General features: G+C 71.8%; 25 protein-coding genes. 11 read left to right on the forward strand and 14 right to left on the reverse strand.

What is annotated here, in order from left to right; genetic code table 11:
* Position 1 precedes the first annotated feature (1 nt).
* Entirely contained in the window at positions 2–691 is a 690-nt protein-coding gene (locus ACIBP6_RS15465; RefSeq protein ID WP_397052559.1) for a TetR/AcrR family transcriptional regulator, read from the reverse strand.
* 66 nt (positions 692–757) lie between these two features.
* On the opposite strand from ACIBP6_RS15465, the gene ACIBP6_RS15470 reads away from it, so the two are divergent.
* Positions 758–1,918 carry an FAD-dependent oxidoreductase gene (locus ACIBP6_RS15470; protein WP_397052561.1) on the forward strand — a complete coding sequence of 387 codons (1,161 nt, stop codon included), beginning with the start codon at positions 758–760 and terminating at the stop codon, positions 1,916–1,918.
* A 176-nt stretch (positions 1,919–2,094) separates the two neighbouring features.
* Here the strand turns inward: ACIBP6_RS15470 and ACIBP6_RS15475 are convergent, their stop codons facing one another.
* Both ACIBP6_RS15475 and ACIBP6_RS15480 read right to left on the reverse strand, forming a co-directional pair.
* Positions 2,095–3,009 carry a sugar kinase gene (locus ACIBP6_RS15475; RefSeq protein WP_397052563.1) on the reverse strand — a complete coding sequence of 305 codons (915 nt, stop codon included), beginning with the start codon at positions 3,007–3,009 and terminating at the stop codon, positions 2,095–2,097.
* A gap of 155 nt (positions 3,010–3,164) precedes the next feature.
* A complete protein-coding gene (locus tag ACIBP6_RS15480; RefSeq protein ID WP_132620958.1) occupies positions 3,165–4,190 on the reverse strand; it encodes a LacI family DNA-binding transcriptional regulator in 1,026 nt (341 codons plus the stop codon).
* A 381-nt stretch (positions 4,191–4,571) separates the two neighbouring features.
* On the opposite strand from ACIBP6_RS15480, the gene ACIBP6_RS15485 reads away from it, so the two are divergent.
* Entirely contained in the window at positions 4,572–5,852 is a 1,281-nt protein-coding gene (locus tag ACIBP6_RS15485) for an ABC transporter ATP-binding protein (protein ID WP_397052565.1), read from the forward strand.
* An 83-nt stretch (positions 5,853–5,935) separates the two neighbouring features.
* Here the strand turns inward: ACIBP6_RS15485 and ACIBP6_RS15490 are convergent, their stop codons facing one another.
* Positions 5,936–6,742, reverse strand: coding sequence for an alpha/beta hydrolase fold domain-containing protein (locus ACIBP6_RS15490; RefSeq protein ID WP_397052567.1), 807 nt, complete (start codon positions 6,740–6,742; stop codon positions 5,936–5,938).
* A gap of 5 nt (positions 6,743–6,747) precedes the next feature.
* On the reverse strand, positions 6,748–7,365 hold the full coding sequence (locus ACIBP6_RS15495; protein WP_397052568.1) for a TetR/AcrR family transcriptional regulator: 618 nt from the start codon (positions 7,363–7,365) through the stop codon (positions 6,748–6,750).
* A gap of 136 nt (positions 7,366–7,501) precedes the next feature.
* On the opposite strand from ACIBP6_RS15495, the gene ACIBP6_RS15500 reads away from it, so the two are divergent.
* Genes ACIBP6_RS15500 through ACIBP6_RS15515 form a run of 4 tightly spaced genes read left to right on the forward strand, consistent with a single transcriptional unit; the run spans position 7,502 to position 9,864 of the window.
* The gene (locus tag ACIBP6_RS15500; RefSeq protein ID WP_397052570.1) at positions 7,502–7,627 is read left to right on the forward strand and encodes a hypothetical protein; all 126 of its coding nucleotides are present in this window, start codon (positions 7,502–7,504) and stop codon (positions 7,625–7,627) included.
* The gene (tal, locus tag ACIBP6_RS15505; protein ID WP_397052572.1) at positions 7,624–8,739 is read left to right on the forward strand and encodes a transaldolase; all 1,116 of its coding nucleotides are present in this window, start codon (positions 7,624–7,626) and stop codon (positions 8,737–8,739) included. The genes ACIBP6_RS15500 and tal overlap by 4 nt, the downstream gene beginning before the upstream one ends.
* A gap of 1 nt (position 8,740) precedes the next feature.
* A complete protein-coding gene (locus ACIBP6_RS15510) occupies positions 8,741–9,334 on the forward strand; it encodes a DsbA family protein (protein ID WP_397052574.1) in 594 nt (197 codons plus the stop codon).
* A complete protein-coding gene (locus tag ACIBP6_RS15515) occupies positions 9,331–9,864 on the forward strand; it encodes a cupin domain-containing protein (RefSeq protein ID WP_397052576.1) in 534 nt (177 codons plus the stop codon). Before ACIBP6_RS15510 ends, ACIBP6_RS15515 begins: the two co-directional genes overlap by 4 nt.
* A 1-nt stretch (position 9,865) precedes the next feature.
* Here the strand turns inward: ACIBP6_RS15515 and ACIBP6_RS15520 are convergent, their stop codons facing one another.
* The 8 genes from ACIBP6_RS15520 to ACIBP6_RS15555 form a co-directional block, all read right to left on the reverse strand.
* Positions 9,866–11,059, reverse strand: a complete 1,194-nt coding sequence (locus ACIBP6_RS15520; RefSeq protein WP_397052578.1) for a hypothetical protein — start codon at positions 11,057–11,059, stop codon at positions 9,866–9,868.
* Between the two features lie 442 nt (positions 11,060–11,501).
* Complete coding sequence (locus tag ACIBP6_RS15525; protein WP_397052580.1) at positions 11,502–12,782, reverse strand: acyltransferase family protein; 1,281 nt, start codon at positions 12,780–12,782, stop codon at positions 11,502–11,504.
* Between the two features lie 266 nt (positions 12,783–13,048).
* A complete protein-coding gene (locus ACIBP6_RS15530) occupies positions 13,049–14,212 on the reverse strand; it encodes an acyl-CoA dehydrogenase family protein (RefSeq protein WP_132618424.1) in 1,164 nt (387 codons plus the stop codon).
* 13 nt (positions 14,213–14,225) lie between these two features.
* Positions 14,226–14,738, reverse strand: a complete 513-nt coding sequence (locus ACIBP6_RS15535) for a MaoC family dehydratase (RefSeq protein WP_397052581.1) — start codon at positions 14,736–14,738, stop codon at positions 14,226–14,228.
* A gap of 84 nt (positions 14,739–14,822) precedes the next feature.
* Positions 14,823–15,425: an ACT domain-containing protein gene (locus ACIBP6_RS15540; protein ID WP_132618428.1), complete on the reverse strand. Its 603-nt coding sequence runs from the start codon at positions 15,423–15,425 to the stop codon at positions 14,823–14,825.
* A gap of 153 nt (positions 15,426–15,578) precedes the next feature.
* The gene (locus ACIBP6_RS15545; protein WP_397052583.1) at positions 15,579–15,983 is read right to left on the reverse strand and encodes a VOC family protein; all 405 of its coding nucleotides are present in this window, start codon (positions 15,981–15,983) and stop codon (positions 15,579–15,581) included.
* A gap of 72 nt (positions 15,984–16,055) precedes the next feature.
* Positions 16,056–16,367 (reverse strand): hypothetical protein, encoded by a 312-nt coding sequence (locus ACIBP6_RS15550; RefSeq protein WP_397052585.1) that lies wholly within the window; start codon positions 16,365–16,367, stop codon positions 16,056–16,058.
* Positions 16,368–16,385: 18 nt separating this feature from the next.
* On the reverse strand, positions 16,386–17,648 hold the full coding sequence (locus ACIBP6_RS15555; RefSeq protein WP_397052587.1) for a NosD domain-containing protein: 1,263 nt from the start codon (positions 17,646–17,648) through the stop codon (positions 16,386–16,388).
* Between the two features lie 292 nt (positions 17,649–17,940).
* Between ACIBP6_RS15555 and ACIBP6_RS15560 the strand changes: the two genes are divergently transcribed.
* Both ACIBP6_RS15560 and ACIBP6_RS15565 read left to right on the forward strand, forming a co-directional pair.
* The gene (locus tag ACIBP6_RS15560) at positions 17,941–19,440 is read left to right on the forward strand and encodes a glycoside hydrolase family 13 protein (protein WP_397052589.1); all 1,500 of its coding nucleotides are present in this window, start codon (positions 17,941–17,943) and stop codon (positions 19,438–19,440) included.
* A 64-nt stretch (positions 19,441–19,504) separates the two neighbouring features.
* Positions 19,505–20,863, forward strand: a complete 1,359-nt coding sequence (locus ACIBP6_RS15565) for a sensor histidine kinase (RefSeq protein ID WP_397052591.1) — start codon at positions 19,505–19,507, stop codon at positions 20,861–20,863.
* Between the two features lie 101 nt (positions 20,864–20,964).
* Here the strand turns inward: ACIBP6_RS15565 and ACIBP6_RS15570 are convergent, their stop codons facing one another.
* Positions 20,965–22,290: a cation:dicarboxylate symporter family transporter gene (locus ACIBP6_RS15570; RefSeq protein WP_397052593.1), complete on the reverse strand. Its 1,326-nt coding sequence runs from the start codon at positions 22,288–22,290 to the stop codon at positions 20,965–20,967.
* Positions 22,291–22,399: 109 nt separating this feature from the next.
* Between ACIBP6_RS15570 and ACIBP6_RS15575 the strand changes: the two genes are divergently transcribed.
* The 3 genes from ACIBP6_RS15575 to ACIBP6_RS15585 all read left to right on the forward strand — a co-directional run bounded on the left by ACIBP6_RS15575 (position 22,400) and on the right by ACIBP6_RS15585 (position 26,709).
* Entirely contained in the window at positions 22,400–23,905 is a 1,506-nt protein-coding gene (locus ACIBP6_RS15575) for a sensor histidine kinase (RefSeq protein ID WP_397052595.1), read from the forward strand.
* Positions 23,902–24,579 (forward strand): response regulator, encoded by a 678-nt coding sequence (locus ACIBP6_RS15580; RefSeq protein ID WP_397052596.1) that lies wholly within the window; start codon positions 23,902–23,904, stop codon positions 24,577–24,579. The genes ACIBP6_RS15575 and ACIBP6_RS15580 overlap by 4 nt, the downstream gene beginning before the upstream one ends.
* A gap of 75 nt (positions 24,580–24,654) precedes the next feature.
* The gene (locus ACIBP6_RS15585; protein ID WP_397052598.1) at positions 24,655–26,709 is read left to right on the forward strand and encodes an N-acetylneuraminate synthase family protein; all 2,055 of its coding nucleotides are present in this window, start codon (positions 24,655–24,657) and stop codon (positions 26,707–26,709) included.
* Positions 26,710–26,738: the final 29 nt, after the last annotated feature.

Genomic DNA, 26,738 nt, shown 5'->3' on the forward strand with positions numbered 1-26,738 from the left:
GTCACGCCGGCGGGCGGAGTTTGGCGGCCACGGCGTCGAGGACCCAGTCGAGGCCGGTCGTGAAGGACTCCTCGGCGCCCACCTCCGTGCCGTCGTACACGAACCTGGCCAGCGCCGGGAAGCGGCCCGTGGCCAGCATCCTCATCACATGCGGGCCGGAGGCGCGCTGCCAGTCGCGCTCGGACAGGCCCGTGGCGCGCTCGGCCCGCACATTCGCGATCTCGCGCCTGATCGCGCCGGTGAAGTAGGCGCTGACGGTCTCCACGGCGCGCGTGACGGTCTCGAGGTCGGCGAGACCGTCGAACGCGGCCAGCGTGGCCTCGGTCACGGCGAGGGCGTTCGGGCCCAGGGTCGGACGGCCGCCCAGCAGGTCGGCCAGCCATTCGTGACGGAGCGTGGTCAGCCTGGTGCGGTGGGCGAGGACGCGCAGCGCCTCCCGCCAGTCCCCGGGCTGCTCCTCGGGGAGGATCTCGGCGTAGACCTCGTCCACCATGAGGTCGAACAGCTCCTCCTTGGTGGAGATGTATCCGTACAGCCGCATCGGACGGGCGTCCAGCCGGGCGGCGACCTTGCGCAACGACACGGCCTCCAGGCCGCCCTCGTCGGCCAGAGCGATGGCGACGGCGACGATCCGCTCCCGGCCGAGCGGCGCGGCGCGAAACTGCGGCTCCGGCCGGTCCCATACAGTCATGGACTCCATCGTACTGTTGCGATATGTCGCAAGTGTCACGTACAGTGCGGCGCTATGATACACCGTATGATACAGCGTATCGCTGTGGTCGGAGGCGGCCCGGCCGGCCTTGCCTTCGCCCGCGTCCTGCACCGCCACGATCACCCCGTCACCGTCCTCGAACGCGATCCCGCCCCCGACGCCCGTCCCCCGGGCGGCACGCTGGACCTGCACGAAGGGATGGGCCAGCTGGCGCTGGGCAAGGCGGGGCTGCTGGCGGAGTTCCAGGCGCTGTCCCGTCCCGAGGGGCAGGCCATGCGCATCCTGGACGTGGACGGCACCGTCCTGCGTGACTGGCAACCCCGTCCGGGTGACCGGGCCAATCCCGAGATCGACCGCGGGCAACTCCGTGACCTGCTGCTCGGACCTCTGGACGTCCAGTGGGGGCGGGGCGTGACGGAGGTGGTGCCGGGGACCCGGGACGGCGTGCTGGTCCGTTTCGCGGACGGGCGACAGGAGACGTTCGACCTCGTGGTCGGCGCGGACGGCGCCTGGTCCCGGGTCCGCCCGGCGGTCTCGTCCGCGACGCCGCACTACACCGGCGTCACCTTGGTCGAGACGTCCCTGGACGACGTCGACACCCGCCATCCGGACCTCGCTCGCCTGATCGGCGACGGTTCCATGGCTGTGTACGGTGCGAACCGGGCCCTCGTCGCCCAGCGCAACAGCGGCGGCCACGTCAAGGTGTACGCCCAGTTCCGCGCGCCGCTGGACTGGCACCCGGACCTGGACCGGCATATGGGCCTGAACCGGCGCGCAGCCCTGGACCTGGCCGACGTCGAGGCTATGCGATCAAGCCTGCTGGCCCTGTTCGACGGCTGGGCCGCTCCCGTCCTCGACCTCCTCCGCCACGGCACCGCTTTCGTCCACCGCCCCCTCTACGTCCTGCCCGTGTCCCACACCTGGGCCCATGTCCCCGGGGTGACCCTACTGGGCGACGCCGCCCACCTGATGCCGCCCTTGGGGGTGGGCGCGAACCTCGCGATGCTGGAAGGCGCCGAACTCGCCGAGTCCGTCGTCGCCGCCCCCGGCCCTGGCGATCTGGACGAGGCCGTCCGCGCCTTCGAGGAACAGATGTGGGCACGGGCCGGCAGGTGGGCGAAGATCACGGCGGCCGGCCTGGAACGCCTCGTGAGCCCGGACCCCACCGAAGCCCTCACCCTCTTCGACGAAGTCCAGCCATCCTGACTGCCGAGCGCGAGAGCACCAGCGGCACGGCACGCTTCCGGCGGATCCACCGCCCGATCCGGCCAACGCCGGCGCCTCGCCCTACCCGGCGCGCCTACCGGGGCGAGCTGATCGCCTTCGCTGCCCCACCACGACGATGAGCTCGGCGAGTGACCGCGACGCCGATCCGCGCGGGCCTAACGGTGGACCGTCTCCCCCGCCTCGGTGAACGAGGCCAGTGCCCGGTCGAGGCCGGCCCGGTCGGGCAGCCCGTCGGTGTCGCTGACGCACTGCACGACGAGCGCCGCCACCGCCGCGGCCTCGCGCAGGCAGGTCTCGTACGGCTCCTCGCGCAGCAGCCCCGACAGGAACCCGGCGGCGAAGGCGTCGCCCGCGCCCACCGGGTCGACCAGCGTCACCGGGAACGCCTCCTGCCGCGCCTCACCCAGGGTGGCGGACTTGTCGCGGTGTTTGACCACGACCAGCGCGTCCAGCCGGGCCGGGTCCACGCCGAGCAGCTCCAGCTCGTCCTGCCCCGCCAGCACGATGTCGGCCCGGCCGAGCAGCGGCGCGACGCGTTCGCGCCACTGCTCGGGTGAGCCGAGCTTGAGGCGGATGTTCGGGTCGAACGAGACGAGCGCGCCCGCCTCGCGGGCGAGGTCGAACAGGCGCAGCGTGGCCTGGTGGGCCGAGTCGGACAGCATCGGCGTGATACCGGTGACGTGGACGATCCGGGCGCCGCTCACCATTTCCGGCGCCAGTTCCTCGGGGGCCAGCCGGGAGGCGGCCGAGCCGGCGCGGTAGTACTGCACGTCGATGGCACGGGAAGGGTGGCTGTCGCGCACCAGCAGACCGGTGGGCGCGCCCGGGTCGACGACGGCGTGACAAGTGTCGATGCCGTCGGCGCGCAGCATGGCGAGCACGGAGCGGCCCGCGGGGTCGGCACCGACCCGGCCGATCCAGCGCACGTCGTGGCCCAACCGGGCCAGGCCCGCGGCCACGTTGCTCTCCGCGCCGGCGATGGAGCGGCGGAACGCGGTCGCCCGCTCCAGCGGGACTCCGGGCTCGGCCAGCATCAGCAGCATCGCCTCGCCGCACACGACGACGGTCACAGCTCTCACTCCTCGCTCGTACGCTCCCGCCGCGCCGTAACCGGGCCGCGGGCAGGCCGCCCCGTCGCGTCCGGATCAGCTCCGGCTGCGGCGGATCGTACTATTAAATGTTTTTTGTTGCGACTTATCCGGATCTACCGGTGAGGGTCGGCGGGTCACCGGTTGACCAGCGGCCCGGACCCGGTGGAGCCGCGGACGACCAGCTCGGGCTGGAAGACCAGCTCGACGTGGCGGGCGGGCGCGCCGTTGACCTCTTCGAGCAGCGTCTGCACGGCGGCCGAGGCCATCGCGCCGATCGGCTTGCGCACGGTCGTCAGCGGCGGGTCGGTGAACGCGATCAGCGGCGAGTCGTCGAACCCCACGACCGACACGTCTCCCGGCACCGACAGCCCCTTCTCCCGGCAGGCGCGGATCGCGCCCAGGGCCATGAGGTCGCTGGCGCACACGATGCCGGTGCAGCCGCGGGTCAGCAGCTGCGCGGCGGCCGCCTGCCCGCCCTCGACCGAGAACAGCGAGTGGGAGATCAGGTCGTCGACATCGGCCGCGCCGAGCAACTGGGCCATGGCCTGCTTGTACCCCTCGATCTTCCTGATCACCGGGACGAACCTGCGCGGCCCCAGCGCGATGCCGATGCGCTCGTGGCCGAGGTCGACGAGGTGCTGCACGGCCAGCCTGGTGGCCAGGCGGTCGTCGGGCGAGATGAACGGGGCGTCGATCTGCTCGTTGTAGCCGTCGACCAGCACGATCGGCAGGCCGCGGTCGGTGAGGCGGGTGTAGCGGTCCATCCGGGCGCTGGTGTCGGCGTGCAGGCCGGAGACGAACACGATGCCGCACACGCCGCGGTCGACCAGCAGCTCGGTGAACTCGTCCTCGGGGGCGCCGCCGGGCAGCTGGGTGCAGAGCACGGGCGTGTAGCCGTGCTGGGTCAGCGCCTTCTCGATGGCCTGCGCGAAGGCGGGGAAGATCGGGTTGTCCAGCTCGGGCGTCACCAGGCCGACCAGCCCGTTGCTGCGCTGGCGCAGCCGGGGCGGGCGTTCGTAGCCCATGAGGTCGAGGGCGGTCATCACGGCCTGGCGGGTGGCGGCCGAGACGCCGGGTTTGCCGTTGAGCACCCTGCTGACGGTGGCCTCACTCACCCCGGCCTGGGCGGCGATGTCGGCGAGGCGAGCGTTACCGTTCATGCCCTCACTTTACTTTCCACCAGGCAGCCGAATCGGCTGCTCCAGGGACGTCCGAGGCGAGCGGCACCGCGCCGTCCAGCCCCGAGCCGAAGGGCGCCGCGGTGAGGCCGACGGCGCGGCGTTCCGCCACAAGCCGGTCATGGCCCTCCCCCACCTCTCTGGCACCTCTGGCCCCTGAAAGGTCTTGCCGCAACTCTACGAAAGCTCTTGCATGGGACATAAATCCCGAAAAATCGGCGAAAGGGCGACCCTAAATTCACGACCGAAATAGCCCCCGGATCACTTTCTTTATGTCAAGGGTGGACATTCACTATTAAGCCGCGATGTACTACCTCTTCAATCAGCCCTGTCCCAGCTGACACGCGCGCAAGGTGTGGGCCCATGAGCTCGGTCGTACTCGACAAAGTGACCAAGGTGTATCCGGGCGGCTTCCTCGCCGTCGACCGGCTCAGCCTGCAGGCGAAAGACGGCGAGTTCCTGGTCCTCCTCGGGCCCTCCGGATGCGGCAAGTCGACGCTGCTGCGGATGATCGCGGGCCTGGAGCAGATCACCACCGGCGATCTGTGGCTGGACGGCGAGGTGGCCAACCACCTGGCGCCGCGCGACCGCGACGTCGCCATGGTGTTCCAGAACGGCGCCCTCTACCCGCACAGGACCGTGCGGGGAAACATCTCCTTCCCGCTGGAGATCGCCAAGGCCGACCCGGCGCTGGTGCGCGAGCGCGTCACCGAGCTGTCCAAGGCGCTGCACATCGAGGAGACGCTCGGCCGCCGGCCCGGCACGCTCTCCGGCGGCCAGCGCCAGCGGGTGGCGATGGGCCGGGCGATCGTCCGCCAGCCCCGGCTGTTCCTCATGGACGAGCCGCTGTCGAACCTCGACGCCGGCATGCGCACCGAGCTTCGGATGGAGATCTCGGCCCTGGTCAGGTCGCTCGGCGTCACCACCGTCTACGTCACCCACGACCAGGTGGAGGCGCTCACCCTGGCGGACCGGATCGCGATACTCAACCGCGGGGTGCTGCAGGACGTGGGCACACCGGCGCAGATCTACAACGACCCGGCGACCGCGTTCGTCGCGGCCTTCCTCAACTCCCAGCAGCTGAACCTGCTGGCCGCCGATGTCAGGACGCCGCAGAACCAGTACGTGATGCTGGACTTCGGGCCGCACCGGCTGACGATGCCGTGGAGCGACCCCCGGGCGTACGCGCTCTCGCAGCACACCGGCGGTCAGGTGCTGGTCGGCATGCGGCCCGACGGGCTGGCGCCGGTGCCGGAGTCGTACGACGGGCCGTCGTTCTACGGGCGGGTGCGGGCGCTGGAGTACCACGGGCACGACTGGCTGGCGTACGTGGAGTGCGGGATGCCGCCAGTGCCGGTGCCGGAGCCGCCGGATCCGCGCATCCGGGCGGGCGGCGAGGACGACGGCCCGGGCACGCTGCAGCGGCTCGCGCGGCGGCTGTTCGGCCGCGGGGAGGAGCACCAGGAGCAGGAGCGGGTGGGACAACACCCGAACGGCGGCATCCACCGCCGCGCGGACCTGGTGGTCCGCCTGGGCGGCCGGCCCGTCTGGCGTACGGGCGACGCCGCCAAGATCGCGGTGGACCTCTCCCGCGTCATGCTCTTCAAGCCCGACGGCACCCGCATCGACCCCCCGCGCCGCTGAGACCGGGCCTCGGCCCGGCACGACGAGCGGCCACCGAGGCCGGGCCCCGCTCCAGCACGACGAGCGACCACCGAGAACAGGCGTCAGCCGAGGACGGCGCGCAGCCACGCCGCCGTCACGGCGAGCGAGCCGGGCCGGTCGAACTCGGCTCCCTCGTGGCCGGCGCCGCCCAGCAGCTCGAACCGGCTGCTCACCCCGGCCCGGCTGAGCGCGTGGTGCAGGGCCTCGCCCTCCGAGGGCGGGATCACCCGGTCGCGGTCGCCGTGCGCGATGAGGAACGGCGGCGCCTGCGGGGTGACGCGCGACAACAGGCTCAACCCCCGCGCCCGGCCGGCGACGTCGCCCGGACCGGCCACACCGAGCAGGTCGGCCTCGAACGCGAACGGCAGCAGGCGGGCCTCCAGCGCGCTGCGCGAGGCGGACACCACCAGATCGGACTGGCCGAACCAGTGGACGGCGGCCTGCACGCCGCTGGAAAGGCCCAGGTTGCCGCCGACGTCGCCCTCCAGCTCGGCGTCGCCGGGGGTGAGGGCCAGCAGGGAGCCGAGGTAGGCCCCGGCCGACGCGCCCCACACGCCGATCCGCTCGGTCGCGAGGCCGAGGCGGGGCCCGTGGGCGCGCAGCCAGCGCACGGCTCCCTTGAGGTCGTGCAGCGGGCCGGGGAAGACGGCGCCGGGCGCCAGCCGGTAGTTCACCGACGCCACCGTCACGCCGTACGCGGCCATCGGCGCGAGCCGTTCGGCGCTTCCGTCGGCCTTGTCGCCGTGCCGCCAGCCGCCGCCGTGGGCGTACAGCACCAGCGGCGCGCCTGGCTGCGGGGCGCGGTAGAGGTCAAGCGCGAGGTCGGCGCCGCCGGCGGTGGCGTAGACGAGGTCGCGCTCGACCGTCACGGAGGTCACGGCCGCCCGGCCGCGATGGCGGGCCAGAGCACGGCGACGACGCGCTCGGGGATCTCCTTCTTCGGCTCGCCGGCGTAGAAGGCGGCGAAGTAGGCGCCGAAGCACATCATCGCGATCACGCGGGTGTCGATGCCGTCGCGGACCGCGCCGCGCTCGCGCAGTCGCTTCAGCACCTCCTCCATCAACGAGACGCGCGGCTCGACGGCGTGCTCGCGCAGGATCTCCATCAGCTCGGGGGTGCGGATCGCCTCGCCGGCGAAGTTGCCCATGAGCACCATGGCGTCGGGGTTGAAGTAGGCCGGGTCGAGCCGGCGGACGGCCTCGACGAGCACCTCGCGCGGCTCCAGCTCGGACATGTCGACGGTGTACATGTCGCGCTGTTTGCGGAAGCCGTAGTCGAGGGCGTCGACGACCAGGTCGAACTTGTTCTTCCAGCGGCGGTAGAGCGTGGGCCTGGTCACCCCGGCGTCGGCGACGATGTCGCCGATGGTCATCTTCGAATAGCCGTCGCGGACCAGCCGCTCGCGGGTGGCCAGGATGATGGCCTCGTCGATGGCCGCGTCGCGGGGCCGGCCTCCTGGATGCGCCCGCTCGCCCTGCGGCTCTCGTTCCATCGGATCCCCTCGCGGCGGTGGTCGATACGTTACAGACTGTGACTGTAACACAAATGGCGGGCGACGCCGGAGCTCTTCGCGACTTACGTTACATTCAATAGCTGTAACGAAAATCCAGTCCGAGAGGGAGTCCCGGATGAATCCCGAGTCAGCCGGCCAGGCGGAGCGGCGGAGCGTGCCCTTGGGCTCGACCGAGCTCGACGTCGCGGCGATCGAGCGGGCCGTCGAGGCCGCCACCGGAAAGAGGACGGTGCACCAGTGAGCGATACGGACCGGCTCGCCGACCTGGCCGCGGCCGGGGTTTCCCTCTGGCTCGACGACCTGTCACGGGAGCGGCTGGAGTCGGGCGACCTCGCCGGTCTCATCCGAGACCTGCACGTCACCGGCGTCACGACCAACCCGACGATCTTCGCAGGCGCCATCGCGAACGGCGCGGCCTACGACGGCCGGCTGCGCGGACCGGCCGCCGCCGGCGCCGGCGCGAGCACCGCCGTCCGCGAGCTGACCACGGCGGACGTGCGCGACGCCGCCGACCTGTTCCGTCCCGTCCACGAGCGGACGGGCGGCGTGGACGGCCGGGTGTCGATCGAGGTGGACCCCCGGCTGGCCAGGGACACCGCGGGGACGGTGGCCGAGGCGCGGCAGCTGTGGCGGACGGTGGCCAGGCCCAACGTCTTCGTCAAGATCCCGGCGACCGAGGAGGGCCTGCCGGCCATCGCCGCGGCGCTGGCCGAGGGCATCAGCGTCAACGTGACGCTGATCTTCTCACCCGAGCGGTACCGGGCCGTCGTCGACGCCTTCTTCACCGGCCTGGAGCGGGCGCGGGCCGGCGGCCACGACCTCGCCGGCATCGCGTCGGTGGCGTCGTTCTTCGTCTCCAGGGTGGACACCGAGGTGGACCGGCGCCTGGACGCGATCGGCACCGAGGAGGCGCTGACGCTGCGCGGTCAGGCGGCGATCGCCAACGCCCGCCTGGCGTACGCGGTGTACCAGGAGCTCTTCGCCGGGGACCGGTGGCGGGCGCTGGCCGGAGCGGGGGCCCGGCCGCAGCGCCCGCTGTGGGCGTCCACGAGTGTGAAGGACCCCGGCTACCGCGACACCCGCTACGTCGACGAGCTCGTCGCCCCCGGCGTGGTCAGCACGATGCCGGAGAAGACGCTCCGCGCCGTCGCCGACCACGGGTGCATCACCGGTGACACGATCACCGGCACGGCCCGGCACGCGCGTGAGGTCTTCGACCGGCTCACGGCGGTGGGCGTCGACCTGGACGAGGTGTTCCGGGTGCTGGAGGACGAGGGCGTCGCGGCGTTCGAGCGGTCGTGGGTGACGCTGCTGGACGCCGTGACCGCGCGGCTGGCGAAGGCGAGGGGCTGACGTGGAGCCGCGTCCATCGGTCCTGCACTGGTTCGACGTCATCTGCCCGTTCTGTTACGTGGCGCAGCAGCGGAACGCCATCCTCGAAGGCCGCGGCCTGGCCGTCGTGCATCTGGCGTTCCAGATCCATCCCGAGATCCCGGCCGGCGGGATCGAGGCGGGACCACGGGTGGGGCCGATGTACGCGGCGCTCGAACGCGAGGCGGCCGCGGCCGGCCTGCCGTTGAACTGGCCGGCCCGGCTGCCCGACACCAGAAGGGCACTGGCCGCCGCGGAGTGGGTACGACTGAACACGGCGCAGGCGTCGGCCGGCTTCGTCCGGCGGCTGTTCGAGGCGCACTTCGTGCTCGGCGAGGACCTCGGCGACCCGGCGGTGATCGAGCGGCACGCCGCCCAGGCCGGCGTCGACGTCGCCGGTCTGCGTGCCGGGCTCGACTCCGGCGCCGCGTTCGCGGCGCTCGCCGAGGCGGAGTCGCTGGGCGCCCGGCACGGCGTACGGGCCACGCCGAGCTGGCTCATCGCGGGCGAGCTGGTCTCGGGGCTGCTCCCTCCGGAGGAGTTCGAACGCCTCGCGGACAGAGCACTCCACGCATGAAGGAGATCGAGATGGAGCTGAAGGTGGTGCCGCCCGGCGGCGGCGACGTGGCGGGCATTCCCGGGTTCGGCGTGGTCTTCAAGCTGCGCAGCCACGACACCCACGGGGTGGTGTCCATCGTGGAGCATCCCTTCTCCGTGGGCTCGATCACCATGCCGCACCGCCACAGCCGCGAGGACGAGCACTCGATCGTGCTCGAAGGCGAGATCGGCTTCCGGTCCGACGAGGCCGAGGTCGTCCTGGGGCCCGGCGGCTACATCACCAAGCCGCGCGGGCAGATGCACGCCATGTGGAACGCCGGGACGACGCCCGGCCGCATCGTCGAGGTCATCACGCCGGGCGGCTTCGAAGGCTACTTCCGCGAGCTCGCCGAGCTCTTCGCCTCCGTCGAGCCGCCGGCCGGCCTGAGCGTGCGCGAGACGCCGGAGTTCGCCGGCCTCGCCGAGCGGTACGGCCTGACCTCCGGCACGCCTGACTGGCTCGACGACGTCGTGGCCCGCTACGGCCTGACCCACCCGGTGACGGGCTGAGTCAGGGGGCGGGAGCCCAGCGGGGCCCGCCGGGGGTGTCCTCGATCGTGATGCCGCCGCGCGACAGGGCGGCGCGCAGCGCGTCGGCCACGTCGTAGCGGCCCTGTGCGCGCAGCTCGCCGCGGAGCGCGAGCAGCGCCTCCACCAGGCACGGCAGGCTCCGGGAACGGCGGGTCTCGGCCGAGGCCAGCTCGCCGAGGCGGGCGATCAGCAGCCGCAGCACCTCGCGGGCCTGCTCGACCCCGCCGGAGTCCTCCTCGGTGTCGGCGGCCCATTTGACGATCTCGGTCTCGAGGTCGAGCACCGCCTGCGCGGCGGCCACCGGCTCGGGCCGGGCCGCCGCCGCCCGGAACAACTCCTCGCACGTGCGGATCGACTCCTCCAGGGTGGCCTCGGCGGGAGCCTCCCGCCTGTCGGGCGAGGGCGGGGGCGGCGCGGGCGCGTCGGCCGCGCCTTCCGCCAGGCGGCGCAACCCGGCGAGGTCGGTGGCGGTGCCGGCCGGCAGGAACGCCTGGGAGCCGGGCCGGCGTACGGTCAGCCCGCCGCGGCCCGCCACCCGCACCGACTCGCTCTCCAGGTCGATGACCAGGGCGGTGTGCTCGTCGAGGCCGAGCACGGCCGTGCCGGGCGGCAGCTCGCGCTCCATCCGGGACAGGCGGCGCTCGCCGAGGTAGCAGAAGCGGGTGTCGTGGGTGCCGCCCTCGGCGTTGTCGAAGTGGGGGATCAGCACGGCCCGCAGCCCGAGCGGCTCCAGCAGGCCGAGCCCTTCGCGCCAGTGCGGTTCCGCGCCCACCTTGTAGATCTCGTAGACGGGCACCGTGGCCAGGCCGGCCGTGCAGGCCGCCGCCGAGGCCAGCACGGTCACGCCCTCCCGCGCCCTGATCCGGGCGCGCAGGTCGCCGGCCACTCCGGAGCCGGTCCACCGCTCCAGCGCGTACGTGGGGCTGCCGGGGCCGGAGAACACCCAGTCGGCGCCCGTGATGCCCGCGGCGACGTCGACGTCGAGGCCGACGCTGCGCGCGAAATAGCGGTGGGCGCGGGCCGAGATGTCGGCGTGGTTCTCCTGGAAGGCGTAGGGCGTGTCGAGCAGCACGGCCCGTGCCCCCGGACGCAGCGTCCGCGCGGCGGCGCGGTGGATCTCGACCATCGTCGGGCTCGTCTCTCCCGACCCCATCAGCACCAGCAAACCGGCCATGGCCGTCGGCCCCCTCTCTCCCACGCCATCGACTACACCCCGGACGGCCCCCGGCGTTCAAGAGCGGGAGACATATGCTTGGTGGACGCACCTGCACATCATTGGCAGTAAGTTGTTGGCGGTGACGGGAGGACACGTGGTCTCGGTCGAGACGCTCATGCTACGGGTCGATGCCGACGGTCGCTGGTCGTACCGGCAGGCCCGCGCCACGCCGCCGCGCGGTGAGAGCCCCGACGCGACGGCCCGCAGGCTGGCCGGCGTCGCGGCGGGCGACGGCGACACGGTCGTCCACTCCACGAGCTGGCGTCACGAGCCGGGCGGCACGATCGTGCTGACCTACGCGGTCTGCCCCGATCCCGCGCCGTGGCTGCCCGCGACGGAGGTGCCGGTGCTGGAGATCGTCCGGGGCGAGGCGCCCGCGACGCCGTCGCCCGGGCAGATCTCAGTCGCCAACGTTGTCGCGCACGCGGTCAGGCATCTGGCCTTCCTCATGGCCGAGGACCCGGTCGTCGCCCGGGTGCTCGGGCACCACCCGGGCCTCGCCCGCGCTCTGGAGCCGGCTCTGGCGTGAGACGCGGCGGCCGAGCGCCTGCATGGGTTTCTCGACGTAGCGGTAGGCCAGCGCGCTGAGCGCCACGACCGCGACCAGCGCCACCGCCGTCACGGCCAGCTGGTACGGCAGCTCCCGCGCCCGGAGGTCACCGGTGACCTCCACGACGTACTTCAGCACCGGGTGGTGCACCAGGTAGAGCGAGTAGCTGATCAGGCCGAGCCACACGGCCACCTTGGGCAGCCGCCGCCCGCGCAGCGCCATCGCGCCCGCGAACGTGGCCCCGGCCAGCGCGATCGTGGTCAGCCACACACCGGCCTGGACCCACCACCAGCCGCTCATGACGGCCCACACCGGCGTGATGCCGACCAGCGCCGCGGTGACCGCCACCGGCCACAGCCCGGCGTCGCCGCGCTCCCACCGGTAGATCGCCGTGCCCGCGAACATCACGGCGAGCACGGCCACCCCGAGCCACGGCACGCGGCTGCTCAGCACCAGCAGCGTCACCGCCATGAGGCCGAGCACGACCGCGGCGGCCGTCCGGAACTTCCCCCCCACCACGCAGGTCAGGCCCACCACGAAGACGGCGCACGAGGCGTACGCCGTCCAGCTGCCGCCGAGCACGGCGCCCGGCGTGAGCAGCCCGACCACCACGGCCCCGCCGGCGAACGCCATCGCCAGCGTGCCGCTGCGCTGATGTCCCCTCGTCAGGAACAGCGCGGTCACCACGAGGTAGAAGACCATCTCGTACGACAGCGTCCACATGGTGTCGGCGACGCCGCCGACGCTGACGACGTCGAGCAGCATGGTCGCGTGCGCGGCCACCGCGCTGCCGTCGCGCGGCACGGCCTCGCGCACCGGCACCCACCAGGCCAGGGCCAGCACCAGCGCGATGACGGCGAGGTAGAGGGGGTAGAGGCGGAAGAACCGGCTGATCCAGAACGCGCGCACGTCACCGTGGCGTTCCAGCGAGGCCGGGATGATGTAGCCGCTGACCAGGAAGAAGACCAGGATGCCGTAGACGCCCGGGTTGAACCAGTAGAACCGCAGGCTGGGCAGGTACCAGGGCAGGATGTGCTCGACCACGACGGCCAGCGCCCCGATGCCGCGCAACGCGTCCAGCCAGGCGAGCCTGGGAGCGGACATGACGGAGGGCGGGGCGGCGATGGACACCCGTCCCAACCTACCCCGTTTTCGTATGGACAGATGCCGCGGGAGGCGCACTTCGGGCACCGGGTCTCAGGAGGCGCGGTGCCGTGGAGAGGGAGGCGTGGTGGCCGGCGCCCGCGCGGCCGTCGGGCCCGGCGGCCGGGCGACGGCCGGCCTGCGGGTGGAGGCCACCACGCCGCGGGCAACACCGTCCAGACCATGCCCGACGCCTACAGCGTGCGCTGACACGCGGCGATCCGGGCACGGCCAGGCCGGCCGTGCCCAGATCGTCACCAGCCGACCTTGCCCTTGCCGGAGATCAGGGCGCGGGCGATGACCATGCGCTGGACGTCGTTGGTGCCCTCGCCGATCGCCATCAGCGGCGCGTCGCGGTAGAGCCGCTCGACCACGAACTCCTGCGAGTAGCCGTAGCCGCCGTGGATGCGCATCGACTCCAGGGACGCCTTCAGCGCCACCTCCGAGGCGAAGTACTTCGCCATGCCGGCCTCCATGTCCACCCGCCTGCCGCCGTCGGCCTGGGAGGCTGCCCAGTACGTGAGCAGCCGCGCGGCCTGGATCTCGGTGGCCATGTCGGCGAGCTTGAGCTGGACGGCCTGGAAGTCGGAGATGGGCTGGCCGAACGCCGTGCGCTCCCGCGAGTACGCCAGCGCGGCGTCGTAGGCGGCCTGGGCGACGCCGACGGCGCGGGCGGCGATGTTGACGCGGCCCATCTCCAGCCCGCCGAGCACCTGCTGCATGCCGCGCCCCTCGACACCGCCGAGCAGCGCCGAGACCGGCACGCGCACCTCGTCGAGCACGACCTCGCACGTCTCGGTGCCCTTGTAGCCGAGCTTGGGCAGGTCGCGGCTGATGCCGAAGCCGGGTGAGGCCGGGTCGACCAGCAGCACCGACATGCCGCGGTGCGCCGGCTGCTCGACGGAGGTCTTGACCAGCACGGGCAGCGGGTCGGCGTGACGGGCGTTGGTGATCCAGGTCTTGGTGCCGGTGACGACGTAGTGGTCGCCGTCGCGCACGGCGCGGGTCTGGATGCCCTGCAGGTCGGTGCCGGCTCCCGGCTCGGTCAGCGCGATGGCCGTACGGCGGGCGCCGGTGGCCAGGTCGGGCAGGTGGCGGCGCTTCTGCTCGTCTGTGCCGTGGCGGGCGATCATCCAGCAGGCCAGCGAGTGGGAGCCGATCGTGCCGGCCACGCCCATCCAGCCCCGCGCGATCTCCTCGAAGACCAGCGCGAACGTCACCATGTCCGCCTCCAGCCCGCCGTACTCCTCGGGCACGGACAGGCCGAACAGCCCCATCTGCTTCATCTTCTCGACGATCTCGGCGGGATAGCGGCCGGAGTGCTCCCACTCGGTCGCCACCGGCACGATCTCCTTGTCCACGAACGTGCGCAGCGTCTCGCGGAACGCCTTCTGCTCGTCGGTCAGCTCGAAGTCCATATGCCTCGAATCCTCACAGCGGGCCCGTCTTGGCCTGCGGGAAATATCCCTTGTCGTGGGGCGCGTCGCGTTTGTAGACCATGACGGTCCGCGTCCACGACATGATCTCGTCGCCGTCCTGGTTGAGCCCGCGCGTGTGGAAACCGACGATGCCGGCGTACGGGCGTGACTTCGACTCCCGCTTGGTGGTCACCTTCGACTCGGCGTAGACGGTGTCGCCGATGAACACGGGGTGGGTGAGTTTGATCTCCTCCCACCCCAGGTTCATGATCGCCGTCTGACTGATGTCGATGACCGACAGGCCGAGCACGACGGCCACGGTAAGCCCGGAGTTCACGATGATCTTGCCGGTGGGCGCCTTGGCGGCGAAGTGGGCGTTGAAGTGGTTCTGGTTCGTGTTCATGGTCAGGAGCGTGAACCAGGTGTTGTCCGCCTCACTGATCGTGCGGCCCAGCGGGTGCTGGTAGACGTCGCCGACCACGAAGTCCTCGTAGTAACGCCCCAGACCTGGTTCGTGGACGGTCACCGGCTGCTCCTGTTCACACGGTCAGATTCCCCACGTTAGTAATCAGCTGTTTTCCGGGTCAATCGGCTGTGTGACGAAAAAAGATCAGGTGCGGGCGGCCAGTTTGGAGACGACGTCCACGATGCGGGCGGCGCGTTCCACCTCGGCGCGGTGGAACACCGGTCCCTCCGCGCGCGCCACCACCACGTGCAGCCCGGCCGTCAGCACGGGCAGCAGCATCAGCCGGTGTTCCTTGCCCTCCATGCTGATGGCCCGCGGCGGCGCGTCGGGCGGCTCGAACTCCGGCGGCGCCGCCAGGGAGGCATGCCGGACGGCGCCGTCGGCCACCGCCACCGACCACTCCGCCCCGCACAGCCCCGGCAGCGCGTCCACCAGGGTGGCGAAACCGCGCGACGGCTCGGCGACCACGTGCATGAGCAGGTCGTAGTCGGGTGCCGAGCCGGGCACGTCCTTCGTCGGCCACACTCCCTCGATCCGCACGCCGGGCATGGCCGACAACCGTTCGCGTGCCTGCGCGGGAGTCATCCGCCCCGGCCAGGAGACGGTGAAGTCGTCCACGGCCCGTCCCGCCTCACGTTCGAGGACGGTGACCTGGAGGATGTCCGCTCCCAGAGCACCCAACGACTTGGCGACCTGGCCAAGTCCTCCAGGCCGGTCCGGCAGCGACACCCTCAGTCGCAGCAGCATTGCACGCCCCCTTTCCAGAGGCTCTCACAGTGCCGTGGAAAGATTTCAAGCACGTTCCACGGATATGTCGCACATGCTGCGCTTATATCCCAGGATGCAGCGTTAAGTCGGGTTTGTCGATAAAGGGAGGTTGGAGTTTCCGCAGGTCATCCGTCACTCATCGGCGGGACGTTCCTGCAGGACCCAGCCGTTGCCGTCGAGGTCGTTGAAGAACACGAACGAGTTCCACCGGCCACCCCTGCCCTCGGCCAGGGTGCCGTCCTCGGCGTAGTGCTTGACGGCGCTGACCTCGACGCCGCGCCCGGCCAGCTCGGCCCGCGCGGCGCCGATGTCGGGCACCACGATCTGCAGCCCCCGCACGGCTCCGGGCTCGGTGCCGGTGGGGGCGCCGATGACGATCGAGCAGGCCGACCCCGGCGGGGTGAGCTGCACGATGCGCACGTCGTCACCGGTCCGGGTGTCGTGATCGACCACGAACCCGAGCTGCTCGCTGTAGAAACGCTTCGCCTGCTCCACATCGGCCACCGGAATCGGAACGACTTCGAGCTTCCAGTCCACCTGTGCTCCTTCCACGCGTGGTGATGGTGCCTGTCACGAACGCGTCGAACGGGGTGTCCCGGATTCGACAGTTCAGCCGGCGGCTTCCCAGACGGCCTCGAACGCCTCCGCGGTGACCTCGCTCAGCTCCCAGATCTCCAGCGGCTGGTCGGTGAGGAAGCCGTGCTCGTCGTACAGGTGGCGCCACCAGTAGCGGTGGGCGACCCGGCCGTCCGGGCCGGGGCCGATCTCGACCTGCCGGACCGCCCAGTGCTCGCCGTCGCCCTCGACGCTCTCGAACAGCCAGGCCCGGCCGTTGCCGCCACCCAGATGCCAGTAGTGGCGGGGCGCGTCGGACTCGGCGAGCTGCCGCACCAGCGGCCTGCGAAGGTCTTCTTCCAGCACGCCGTTCACTCTAGATGCTCAGTGCTGGAACGCCCCCGCGTCCGGGGCGCCGGCCAGCGGCCTGCCGGAGGCGTCCTTGGCGAAGGCCTTGCCGCCGTACCAGGCGTGGGTGAGGGCCACGCCGCGGCCGAGCGCCGGGGAGCCCGGGCGCACGCGCAGATCGTTCGGGGCGAAGAAGCGCGGGTCGGCCATGACGGACTTCGGCCCGAGCGCGAACCTCGCCCTGCGGCCCTTGTACACGCTGCCGGCCTCGTCGGCGCCCTTGCCGTCCTCCCAGCCGGCCTCGCCGCCGACCACGATGACGTTGTTGCGCAGCCTGAGGATCGACGGCGCGCAGCCGTCGTGGCAGGACCAGCCGATGGTGTCGCGGGCCGGCAGGTAGACCGAGTTGTGCACGGCGACCGTGCCGTTGACCGGGCCGACGATGTGGCGCGGGCCGCGGGTGATGAGGAAGGAGCCGCGGCTGCGCGTCGAGGTGACGACGTTGAAGGCGAAGACGTTGCCGGAGGCGGTCTTGCCCTTCTTCGCGCCGAGCTCGGTGAAGGTCTCGTTGTTCCTGGCGACGTTGTGGGTGATGAGGTTGCGGTCGCCGTTGTAGACCTCGACCGCCGCGCCGTCTGCGCCGTAGTCCTTGCTCTTGGCGAAGCTGCCGGTGATGGTGTTGCCGGTCACCACGTTGTCGTCGCCGTTGAGCAGCACGCCGAACGCGCCGGAGTCGTCGTCGCCGCCCTCGTCGTTGACGCTCATCCGGTTGTTGTCGGCCAGGACGCTGTCGCGGACGGTGTTGCGCGAGCCGGAGTAGGTGACGTGGACGCCGGCGATGTTGCGGTCGGCGTGCACACCGGACAGTTCGTTCCGGTCGCCGTCGAGCCGGAACCCGGCCCAGCGGCAGCCCGAGGCGCGCAGCCCGCTGACGCGCCAGTGGTCGCCCTTGACGATCACGCAGTCGTCGTCCTTGCCGCTGATCCTCGCCAGCGGGCCGGTGCCGTACGGCTTGATCACGATGGGCTGGGCGGCGGTGCCGCTCGCCTCCAGGGTGAGCGGGCCGGTGAAGCCGCTGCCCCGCTTGAACGCGACCGTGTCACCCGGCTTCAGGTCGGCGGCGTTGACGGGGGCGAGGGTCTTCCACGCGGTGTCGGCGCTCGTACCGGCCGCCGCGTCGTCTCCGGCCCGGGAGTCGACGTAGTAGGTCGTGCCCGCCCTGGCGTGCGTCTGCGCCTGGGCCACTGACGGGACGGCAGGAAGAAGCGAAGCGACCAGGGCCACGGACAGCAACCTCATGCGAGCACACCACTATCTAGTTGAATCGGAACGGACTTTCGGCAGTCGCCACCGTAGCGTGATCGCCATGTGACGCGCCACACACTCGGCGAAGCTCCGGGATGTGGCATCACGCCCAGGTCAAGCCCGTGGTAAAGCCCGGCAAGGCCGACGCCAAGACGGCCTTCGCCCGAGACCAGGTACCCTCTGCCTGCAACTTTCCGCAACTTGCGCTTGACCGTTCGCCGGACAAGGCGCGATCCTGCACCAGACCATCGCCCGACAACTCGGGTCATCCGGGGGAAGGACAACCATGCTCGGCAACGACGACTGGTGGCGCGACGCCGTCGTGTACCAGGTGTACCCTCGCAGCTTCGCCGACGCCGACGGCGACGGCATGGGGGATCTGGAGGGCGTGCGCGAGCGGCTGGGCTATCTCGCCGACCTGGGCGTCGACGCCGTCTGGCTGAGCCCTTTCTACACCTCCCCGATGGCCGACGGCGGCTACGACGTGGCCGACTACCGCGACGTCGACCCGATCTTCGGCACGCTCGCCGACTTCGACGCGCTCGTCGCCGAGGCCCACGGCAAGGGCATCAGGGTCATCGTCGACCTGGTGCCGAACCACTCCTCCGACCAGCACCCGTGGTTCCGGCAGGCCCTGCGAGGCGAGCGCCGCGACCGGTACGTCTTCCGCGACAAGCCCAACGACTGGGAGTCGATCTTCGGCGGCCCGGCGTGGACGCAGGTCGCCGACGGGCAGTGGTACCTCCACCTGTTCGCCCCCGAGCAGCCCGACCTCAACTGGGAGAACCCGGAGGTGCGCGCCGAGTTCCGCGACGTCCTGCGCTTCTGGCTGGACCGGGGCGTCGACGGGTTCCGGATCGACGTGGCACACGGCATGATCAAGGCCGACGGGCTGCCCGACGTGGGCGTGAAGGAGGGCCCGCAGGCCGAGATGCTGGGCGACGAGATCGTGCCGTACTTCGACCAGGACGGCGTGCACGACATCTACCGCGAGTGGCGGCCGATCCTCGACTCCTACCCGGGCGGGCGCATGGCGGTGGCCGAGGCGTGGGTCTCCTCGCCCGAGCGGCTGGCCCGCTACGTCGGCCCGGACGAGCTGCACCAGGCGTTCAACTTCGAGTTCATGATGGCCGACTTCCACGCCAAGTCGTTCCGTACGGTCATCGAGAACTCGCTGAAGGAGGCCGAGCTGGTCGGCGCGCCCACCACGTGGGTGCTGTCCAACCACGACAAGCCCCGCCACGTCACCCGCCACGGCGGCCTGGCCAGGGCCAGGGCGGCCACCCTGCTGATGCTGGCGCTGCCCGGCTCGGCCTACCTCTACAACGGCGAGGAGCTGGGCCTGCCCGAGGTGCTCGACCTGCCCGACGAGCTGCGCCAGGACCCGGCGTTCAAGCGCCGCGGCGAGAGCCGTGACGGCTGCCGGGTGCCGATCCCGTGGACGTCCTCCGGCGACCTCGGCTGGCGCGACCCATGGCTGCCGATCCCGGCCGCGTGGGCGTCGCTGTCGGCCGAGGCCCAGCAGGACGACCCCGAATCCACGCTGAACCTCTACCGGGCCGCGCTGCGGCTGCGCAAGAGGCACCCGGCGCTCGGCGGCGGCACGCTGAAGTGGCTCGACTCCCCCAGGGACGTGCTGATGATCGAGCGCGATCCGGGGCTGGTCGTCGTGCTCAACACGGGCGAGGAGCCCGTCAGCGTGCCCGGCGAGGTGCTCCTGGCCAGCGGGCCACTGGCCGCCAATGGGGCAATTCCCCCAGACACCGCCGTCTGGGTACAACGCTGACGATTGGCCGAAACTTTTCCTTTACCGGACAAATACCTGCAATTACGCTCGGTAACCTCGGGGGGTGGCACCCCGGTGGGCCCGGTCCCTGCGTGTCCGCGTCACCCTCATCGCGACGGCCGTCGCCGCCCTCGTGCTCATCCCCGTGGGCGTCGGCGGCATCGCCGTGTCCCGGGCCCTGGTCACGGCGAGCGTCTACAGCGAGACCCGTGACACCGCGGAACGCGTCGCCTTCGAGATGCGGGGCGGCGCGCTCCCCCTGGGCTCGTCCATCCCGGTGCCGCACCCGTCCGTCGACCTGATCCAGGTCGTCGCGCCCGACGGCCGGTTCCTCGCGACCAGCGACGCGGCCAGGAACATGCCGCCGCTCAGCGAGGTACGTCCAGGGGCTCGCCACCGCGTGGTCAACACCACCAGCTGCCTGCCCACCGAGTGCGTCCACCTGACCGCGGTCCGGGTCTCCATGAACGCCGACTCCCCCGTCGTCTACGCCGGCCGCAGGACGCCCGAGATGCTCGCCACCCGGGTCGTCGACATCGTCGTGTACGCGGAGATCGCCGTCCTCATCGCGCTGGCCGGCTGGGCCACGTGGCTGATCACCGGCCGCGCGCTCCGGCCGGTGCGGATCATGGGCGGCGAGCTCGACGCCGTGCACGCCGGCGACCTGAGCCGCCGCGTCACCCAGCCGCCGGGCGACGACGAGGTGGCCCAGCTCGCCCGGTCCGTCAACGGCACGCTGGAGCGGCTCGAACGCTCAGCCGAGCAGCAGCGCCGTTTCGCCTCCGACGCCTCCCACGAGCTGCGCACGCCGATCGCCGGGCTGCGCGCCCAGCTGGAGAGCGCCCAGCTCTACCCGGAGGACACCGACCTGCAGAAGCTGGTGGACAGCGCGCTGCGCGACACCGACCGGCTGGAGGCGATCATCACGGACCTGCTGCTGCTGGCCAGGATCGGCTCGCGGGTGGACGCGGCCAGGGAGCGCATCGACCTGGCCGGTCTCGTCCGGGCGGAGCTGAAGGTCAGGAACGACAAGCTGCCGGTGCGGGTGGACCTGGACCAGGGCGTGGTGGTCGACGGCGTACGGCTCCAGCTGGCCCGCGTCCTGACGAACCTGCTGGACAACGCCCAGCGGCACGCCGAGCACACGGTCCGGGTCACGGTCGGCAGACAGGGCGGCCAGGCGGTGCTCGCGGTGGAGAACGACGGCGTGGAGATCGCGGTGGAGGACCGTGAGCGCATCTTCGAGCGGTTCACCCGCCTGGACGCCGCCCGCAGCCGCGACGCCGGCGGCACCGGGCTGGGCCTGGCCATCGCCCGCGACGTCATCCAGGCGCACCGCGGCCACATCTGCGTGGAGGACTGCAAGGGCGGCGCCCGCTTCGTCCTGCGCCTCCCCACCGCCCCACCGGACGATGCCTCCTGAACCGCCTTCTGAACCGCCTCCTGAACCGCCTCCTGAGCACCCCACTCGACGGGACGGCGGGGCCGGGAGACCCCGGCCCCGCCGTGAAGGCGCCGCTCCGCTCAGGCGGGCGTCATCTCCTTGGCCGGCTCGCGCCGCTCCGGCTCGTCGTCGTCGAGCAGCGTGGCCTCGTCGAACGGCGCCTGCCCGGCCAGCACCTGCCCGGCGCGCTCCCGGTCGAACTCGCCGGTCCAGGTGCCCACGAGGACCGCGGCCACGGCGTTGCCGGCGAAGTTCGTCAGCGCGCGGGCCTCGGACATGAACCGGTCGATGCCCACGATGAGCCCGACGCCGTCGACCAGCTCGGGCCGGTGCGCCTGCAGGCCGCCGGCCAGTGTGGCCAGGCCCGCGCCTGTCACGCCCGCCGCGCCCTTGGAGGCGATCATCATGAAGAGCAGCAGCGCGAGCTGCTCCCCGAACTCCAGCGGAGACCCGGTGGCCGTGGCGATGAACAACGTGGCCATGGTCAGGTAGATCGCCGTGCCGTCGAGGTTGAACGAGTACCCGGTCGGCACCGTGATGCCGGCCACCGCCTTGCTCACGCCCAGGTGCTCCATCTTGGCGATGAGCCGCGGCAGCGCCGTCTCCGACGACGAGGTGGACAGGATGAGCAGGAACTCGCGGCCCAGGTAGCGCAGCAGCGACCACAGGTTGATCCGGGCGACCGCCCACAGGATCGTGCCCAGCACCACGCCGACGAACAGCACGCACGTCACGTAGAAGGCGATCATGATGATGGCCAGGCTCTTGAGCGCCTCGATGCCGGTGGCGCCCACGACCGCCGCCATCGCGCCGAACGCGCCCACCGGGGCCGCCCACATGATCATGGCGAGGATGCGGAACACGAGCCGCTGCAGGTGCTCGATGCCGCGCAGGATCGGCTCGCCCTTCGGCCCCATGGCCTGCAGCGCGAACCCGGCCAGCAGCGCCACGAGCAGCGCCTGCAGCACCGAGCCCTCGGTGAGGGAGGACACCAGCGTCTTGGGGATGATGCCGAGCAGGAAGTCGACCGTGCTGGCCTCCCCGCCCTCGGCCGCGGCCGTCTCCGCGGCCTGCCGGGCGCTGTCGGTCAGCTGCAGCCCCGCCCCGGGGTCGATGAGGTTGCCGACGAGCAGGCCGATGATCAGCGCTACCGTGGACATGACGATGAAGTAGCCGAGGGCGAGCCCCCCGACCTTGCCGACCTTGGCGGCCTGGCGCACCGAGCCGACGCCGAGCACGATGGTGCAGAAGATGATCGGGCCGATCACCATCTGGATCAGCGCGACGAAGCCGGTGCCCAGCGGCTTGAGGGCCGTGCCGACGTCCGGCCAGAGGAAGCCGACCATGATGCCGAGCAGGACCGCCACGATGACGGCCAGGTAGAGATATCGGGTGCGATCACGCATGGCACTGTCTTTCAGCAGGTTTTGGAGGGACCTTCTGATGTGCGACTATGCGCCTCACGAGTGATGCAGGTCACCATTGCGTAAGTTTCGTTCACGGAGAGGTCCCCAGATGCGGCGCTGGAGTCTGGCGGGCCAGATGCTGGTGCTGCAGCTGCTCGTGGTCGCCGTCACGGCGACGGGCGGCGCGGTGCTGGCGCTGGTGCAGGCCCACGAGTTGCTGACCGAGGAAGCGGGCGCCACGGCGCGGGCCGTGGCCGTCAGCGTGGCGGCCTCGCCCGACGTGGCCGACGCCCTCGACGACCCCGACCCGAGCGCGCGCCTGCAGCCGTACGCCGAACGGGTGCGCCTGGCCACGGGCGTCGACTTCATCACGATCATGCGGACCGACGGCACCCGCTACACCCACCCGAACCCGGCCGAGATCGGCCGCCGGTTCCTCGGGCACACCGGGCGGGCGCTGGCCGGCGAGACGTTCACCGAGACCTACACCGGCACGCTCGGCCCCTCCAAGCGCTCGGTCACCCCCGTCGTGGCGGACGGCCGGGTGCGGGCACTGGTCAGCGCCGGCATCACGATCGACCGGATCAGCGCCCGGCTGCGCGACCAGCTCGCCTGGGGCGGGCTGATCGTGGCGCTCGCGCTGGCCCTGGGCGCGGCCGGCACGTGGCTGGTCACCGTACGGCTGCGCCGCCAGACGCACGGGCTCGGGCCGGTCGAGCTGGGCCGCATCCACGACCACCACGACGCGGTGCTGCACGCCGTCCGCGAGGGCCTGCTGCTGGTCGGCGGGGACGGCCGGCTGACGCTGTGCAACGACGCGGCCCGGCAGCTGCTCGCCCTGCCCGCCGACGCCGAGGGCCGCCACGTGTCCGAGCTCGGCCTGGCCCCGCTGGGCGAGGTGGTGCTGAGCGGCGAGGAGGAGCAGGTGCATCTGGTCGGCGACCGGGTGCTGGCGGTCAGCACCGCGCCGAGCCGGCTCGGCACGGTGGTCACCGTACGCGACCACACCGAACTGCAGGCGCTGACCGGCCAGCTCGACGCCGAGCGCGGCTTCGCCGAGTCGTTGCGCTCGGCCGCGCACGAGGCGGCCAACCGGCTGCACACCGTCATCACGCTCGTGGAGCTGGGCCGCACCGAGCAGGCGGTCGCGCTGGGCACGGCCGAGCTGCGGGCCGCCCAGGAGTTGACCGACCGCGTGGTGGGCTCGGTACGCGAACCGGTGCTGGCCGCGCTGCTGCTGGGCAAGAGCGCCGAGGCGGCCGAGCGCGGCGGCGAGCTGCTGATCAGCGAGGACAGCGAGCTCGACGACCTCGGCCTCGACCCGCGCGAGCTGGTCACCATCGTGGGCAACCTGATCGACAACGCGATCGACGCGGCCGGCCGGGTGGAGGTGCACCTGAGCGGCGACGAGCACGGCGTGGTGATCCGGGTGGCCGACGACGGGCCGGGTCTGACGGATCCGGCGGCGTTCGAGAAGGGCTGGACGACCAAGGGCGACGGCCACGGGCTGGGCCTGGCGCTCGTCGGGCAGGCGGTGCGGCGGCTCGGCGGCACCATAGAGGTGACCGGCTCCGTGTTCACCGTGCGGTTGCCCGTTCCGGAGCCGGCGCGATGATCCCTGAGAAGATCAGCGTGCTGGTGGTGGAGGACGAGGAGATCACCGCCGAGGCCAACCGCATCTACGTGGAACGTGTGCCCGGCTTCGAGGTCGCCGGGGTGGTCAGGTCCGGCGGGGAGGCGCTGCGCTTCCTGCGCCGCCGGCCGGTCGACCTGATCCTGCTCGACCTCAACCTGCCCGACATGCACGGCCTGGAGGTGTGCCGGGCGGTGCGGGCGGGCGGGCTGATGTGCGACGTCATCGCCGTCACCTCCGCGCGCGACCTGGCCATGGTGCGCTCGGCGGTGTCGCTGGGCGTCTCGCAGTACCTGCTCAAGCCGTTCACGTACGCGACACTGGCCGAGAAGCTGCAGCGTTACGCCCGGTTCAAGGAGGAGGCGGGCCTCGCGGTCGGGCAGGGCGACGTGGACCGGGTGCTCGGCACCCTGCGCGGCAGCTCCGAGCTGCCCAAAGGCATGGCGCGCGACACCCTCGACGCGGTCGCCGCGCGGCTGCGCGAGCACCCGCACGGGATGGCGGCGCAGGGCGTGGCCGACATGGTCGGGGTGTCCAGGGTGACGGCCCGCCGCTACCTGGAATACCTGGTGGAGCTGGGGATGGCGGTACGCGTCCCGAGGTACGGCGGCGTGGGCCGGCCAGAGTTGCTCTACCGGATCCCCATGGAAAGTTAATGACGGTGACGCTGGCCGTTCAATCCAGCCATCTAGCTTCTGGGTGCTGTCCGATGCACTGAGGAGAAGAACACCGTGCGAGTCCTGGCCGTAGTTCCCGCCCGCGGAGGTTCGGCGGGCGTACCCCTGAAGAACCTCGCCCTGGTCGGGGGCGTCCCGCTGGTCACCAGGGCGGTGCGCGCCTGCCTGCGGGCCGAGCTGGTCGACGAGGTCGTGGTGAGCACCGACCACGCCGGGATCGCCAAGACCGCCGAGCAGGCCGGCGCCACCGTCGTCGAGCGTCCCGAGGAGCTCAGCGGCCCCACCGCCTCCAGCGAGTCGGCCGTGCTGCACGCGCTCGACGCGCTCGGCGCCGACCCCGAGGTGGTCGTGCTGGTGCAGGCCACGAGCGCGTTCATCGACCCCGAGACCCTGTCGGCCGCGGTGCGCAAGGTGCTGGACGGCGAGGCCGACTCGGTCGTGTCCGGGCTGCCCACGCACGAGTTCCTGTGGACGGCCGCCGGCGCCGGCGTCAACCACGACCCGGCCGTCAGGAAGCGCCGCCAGGAGCTCGACCCGCAGTTCCGCGAGAACGGCGCCTTCTACGTCATGCGCACCTCCGGCCTGCGCGAGCACGGCCGCCGCTTCTTCGGCACGATCGCCGTGCAGCCGGTGCCGCCGCAGCACGCCATCGAGATCGACCGGCCGGAGGACCTCGAACTGGTGCGCGCGCTGGCCCCGTTCGTCGACCAGCCCGAGCCGATCGACGTGGACGCCGTCGTCACCGACTTCGACGGTGTGCACACCGACGACCGCGCCTACGTCGACTCCGACGGCCGCGAGATGGTGCTGGTCAGCCGCTCCGACGGGATGGGCGTCTCGCTGCTGAAGCGCTCCGGGGTGAAGGTGCTGGTCATGTCGACCGAGCAGAACCCGGTGGTGGCCGCCCGCGCGCTCAAGCTCGGTGTGCCGGTGCTGCAGGGCCTGTCCGACAAGCGCACCGCGCTGCGCGAGTGGCTGCGGATCGAGGGCCTCGACCCGGCCCGCGTCGCCTACGTCGGCAACGACGTCAACGACCTGGGCGCGATGGCCGAGGTCGGCTGGCCGGTCGCCACGCCCGACGCCCACCCGAAGGCGCGCGCCGCGGCCCGCGTGGTGCTGACCAGGCCCGGCGGGTCCGGCGCGGTGCGCGAGCTGGGCGACCGCGTGCTGGCCGCCCGGCCGGAGACGGCCGCGACGCCGGTCGCCCCGGTGGCGCCGGTCCGCGCCCGGCCCCGCTTCGCGCCGGTGCCGATCGGCGACGTGCTGGTCGGCGACGGCGAGCCGGTGTACGTCATCGGCGAGATCGGCATCAACCACAACGGCGACCTCGACATCGCCCGGCGCCTCATCGACGTGGCCGCCGACGCCGGCTGCCAGGCGGTCAAGTTCCAGAAGCGCACCCCCGCCATCTGCGTGCCCGAGGAGCAGAAGGGCCAGATCCGTCAGACGCCGTGGGGCGAGATGACGTACCTGGAGTACAAGGAGCGCACCGAGTTCGGCCGCGACGAGTACCGGCAGATCGCGAAATACTGCGACGAGCGCGGGCTGCACTGGTTCGCCTCGCCGTGGGACGTCCCCTCCGTGGAGTTCCTGGAGGAGATGGACGTGCTGGTGCACAAGGTGGCCTCGGCCAGCATCGCCGACCACGAGCTGCTGCGCGCCCTGGCCGCCACCGGCAAGCCGATCATCCTGTCGACCGGCATGTCCACGCTGTCGGAGATCGACCGGGCGGTCGAGATCCTCGGCACCGACAGGCTGATCATGATGCACGCGACGTCGACGTACCCGCTGCCTCCCGAGGAGGCCAACCTGCGCACGATCACCACGCTCAAGGAGCGCTACGGCGTCCCGGTGGGCTACTCCGGGCACGAGCGCGGCCTGCAGATCTCGCTGGCCGCGGTCACGCTCGGCGCGGTCACCGTGGAGCGGCACATCACGCTCGACCGCACGATGTGGGGCTCCGACCACGCCGCCTCACTGGAGCCGTCGGGGCTGGAGCACCTGGTCCGCGACATCCGGATCATCGAGCAGGCCATGGGCGACGGCGTCAAGCGCGTCTTCCCCGGCGAGGAGGCTCCGAAGGCCCGCCTTCGCCGGGTGACCGTCTAGACAAGTCCGTAACCCCTGGAGACATTCAC

The organism is Nonomuraea terrae, assembly GCF_044465245.1.
Lineage (GTDB): Bacteria > Actinomycetota > Actinomycetes > Streptosporangiales > Streptosporangiaceae > Nonomuraea > Nonomuraea terrae.

What these genes read in the sequence shown, in the direction of transcription:
- ACIBP6_RS15575 (WP_397052595.1), top strand. Translation starts at nt 22,400, where the DNA reads ATGCGGCGCTGGAGTCTGGCGGGCCAGATGCTGGTGCTGCAGCTGCTC.
- ACIBP6_RS15485 (WP_397052565.1), top strand. Translation starts at nt 4,572, where the DNA reads ATGAGCTCGGTCGTACTCGACAAAGTGACCAAGGTGTATCCGGGCGGC.
- ACIBP6_RS15500 (WP_397052570.1), top strand. Translation starts at nt 7,502, where the DNA reads ATGAATCCCGAGTCAGCCGGCCAGGCGGAGCGGCGGAGCGTGCCCTTG.
- ACIBP6_RS15540 (WP_132618428.1), bottom strand. Translation starts at nt 15,425, where the DNA reads ATGCTGCTGCGACTGAGGGTGTCGCTGCCGGACCGGCCTGGAGGACTT.
- ACIBP6_RS15515 (WP_397052576.1), top strand. Translation starts at nt 9,331, where the DNA reads ATGAAGGAGATCGAGATGGAGCTGAAGGTGGTGCCGCCCGGCGGCGGC.
- ACIBP6_RS15560 (WP_397052589.1), top strand. Translation starts at nt 17,941, where the DNA reads ATGCTCGGCAACGACGACTGGTGGCGCGACGCCGTCGTGTACCAGGTG.
- ACIBP6_RS15470 (WP_397052561.1), top strand. Translation starts at nt 758, where the DNA reads ATGATACAGCGTATCGCTGTGGTCGGAGGCGGCCCGGCCGGCCTTGCC.
- ACIBP6_RS15465 (WP_397052559.1), bottom strand. Translation starts at nt 691, where the DNA reads ATGACTGTATGGGACCGGCCGGAGCCGCAGTTTCGCGCCGCGCCGCTC.
- ACIBP6_RS15570 (WP_397052593.1), bottom strand. Translation starts at nt 22,290, where the DNA reads ATGCGTGATCGCACCCGATATCTCTACCTGGCCGTCATCGTGGCGGTC.
- ACIBP6_RS15530 (WP_132618424.1), bottom strand. Translation starts at nt 14,212, where the DNA reads ATGGACTTCGAGCTGACCGACGAGCAGAAGGCGTTCCGCGAGACGCTG.
- ACIBP6_RS15580 (WP_397052596.1), top strand. Translation starts at nt 23,902, where the DNA reads ATGATCCCTGAGAAGATCAGCGTGCTGGTGGTGGAGGACGAGGAGATC.
- ACIBP6_RS15495 (WP_397052568.1), bottom strand. Translation starts at nt 7,365, where the DNA reads ATGGAACGAGAGCCGCAGGGCGAGCGGGCGCATCCAGGAGGCCGGCCC.
- ACIBP6_RS15480 (WP_132620958.1), bottom strand. Translation starts at nt 4,190, where the DNA reads ATGAACGGTAACGCTCGCCTCGCCGACATCGCCGCCCAGGCCGGGGTG.
- ACIBP6_RS15520 (WP_397052578.1), bottom strand. Translation starts at nt 11,059, where the DNA reads ATGGCCGGTTTGCTGGTGCTGATGGGGTCGGGAGAGACGAGCCCGACG.
- ACIBP6_RS15555 (WP_397052587.1), bottom strand. Translation starts at nt 17,648, where the DNA reads ATGAGGTTGCTGTCCGTGGCCCTGGTCGCTTCGCTTCTTCCTGCCGTC.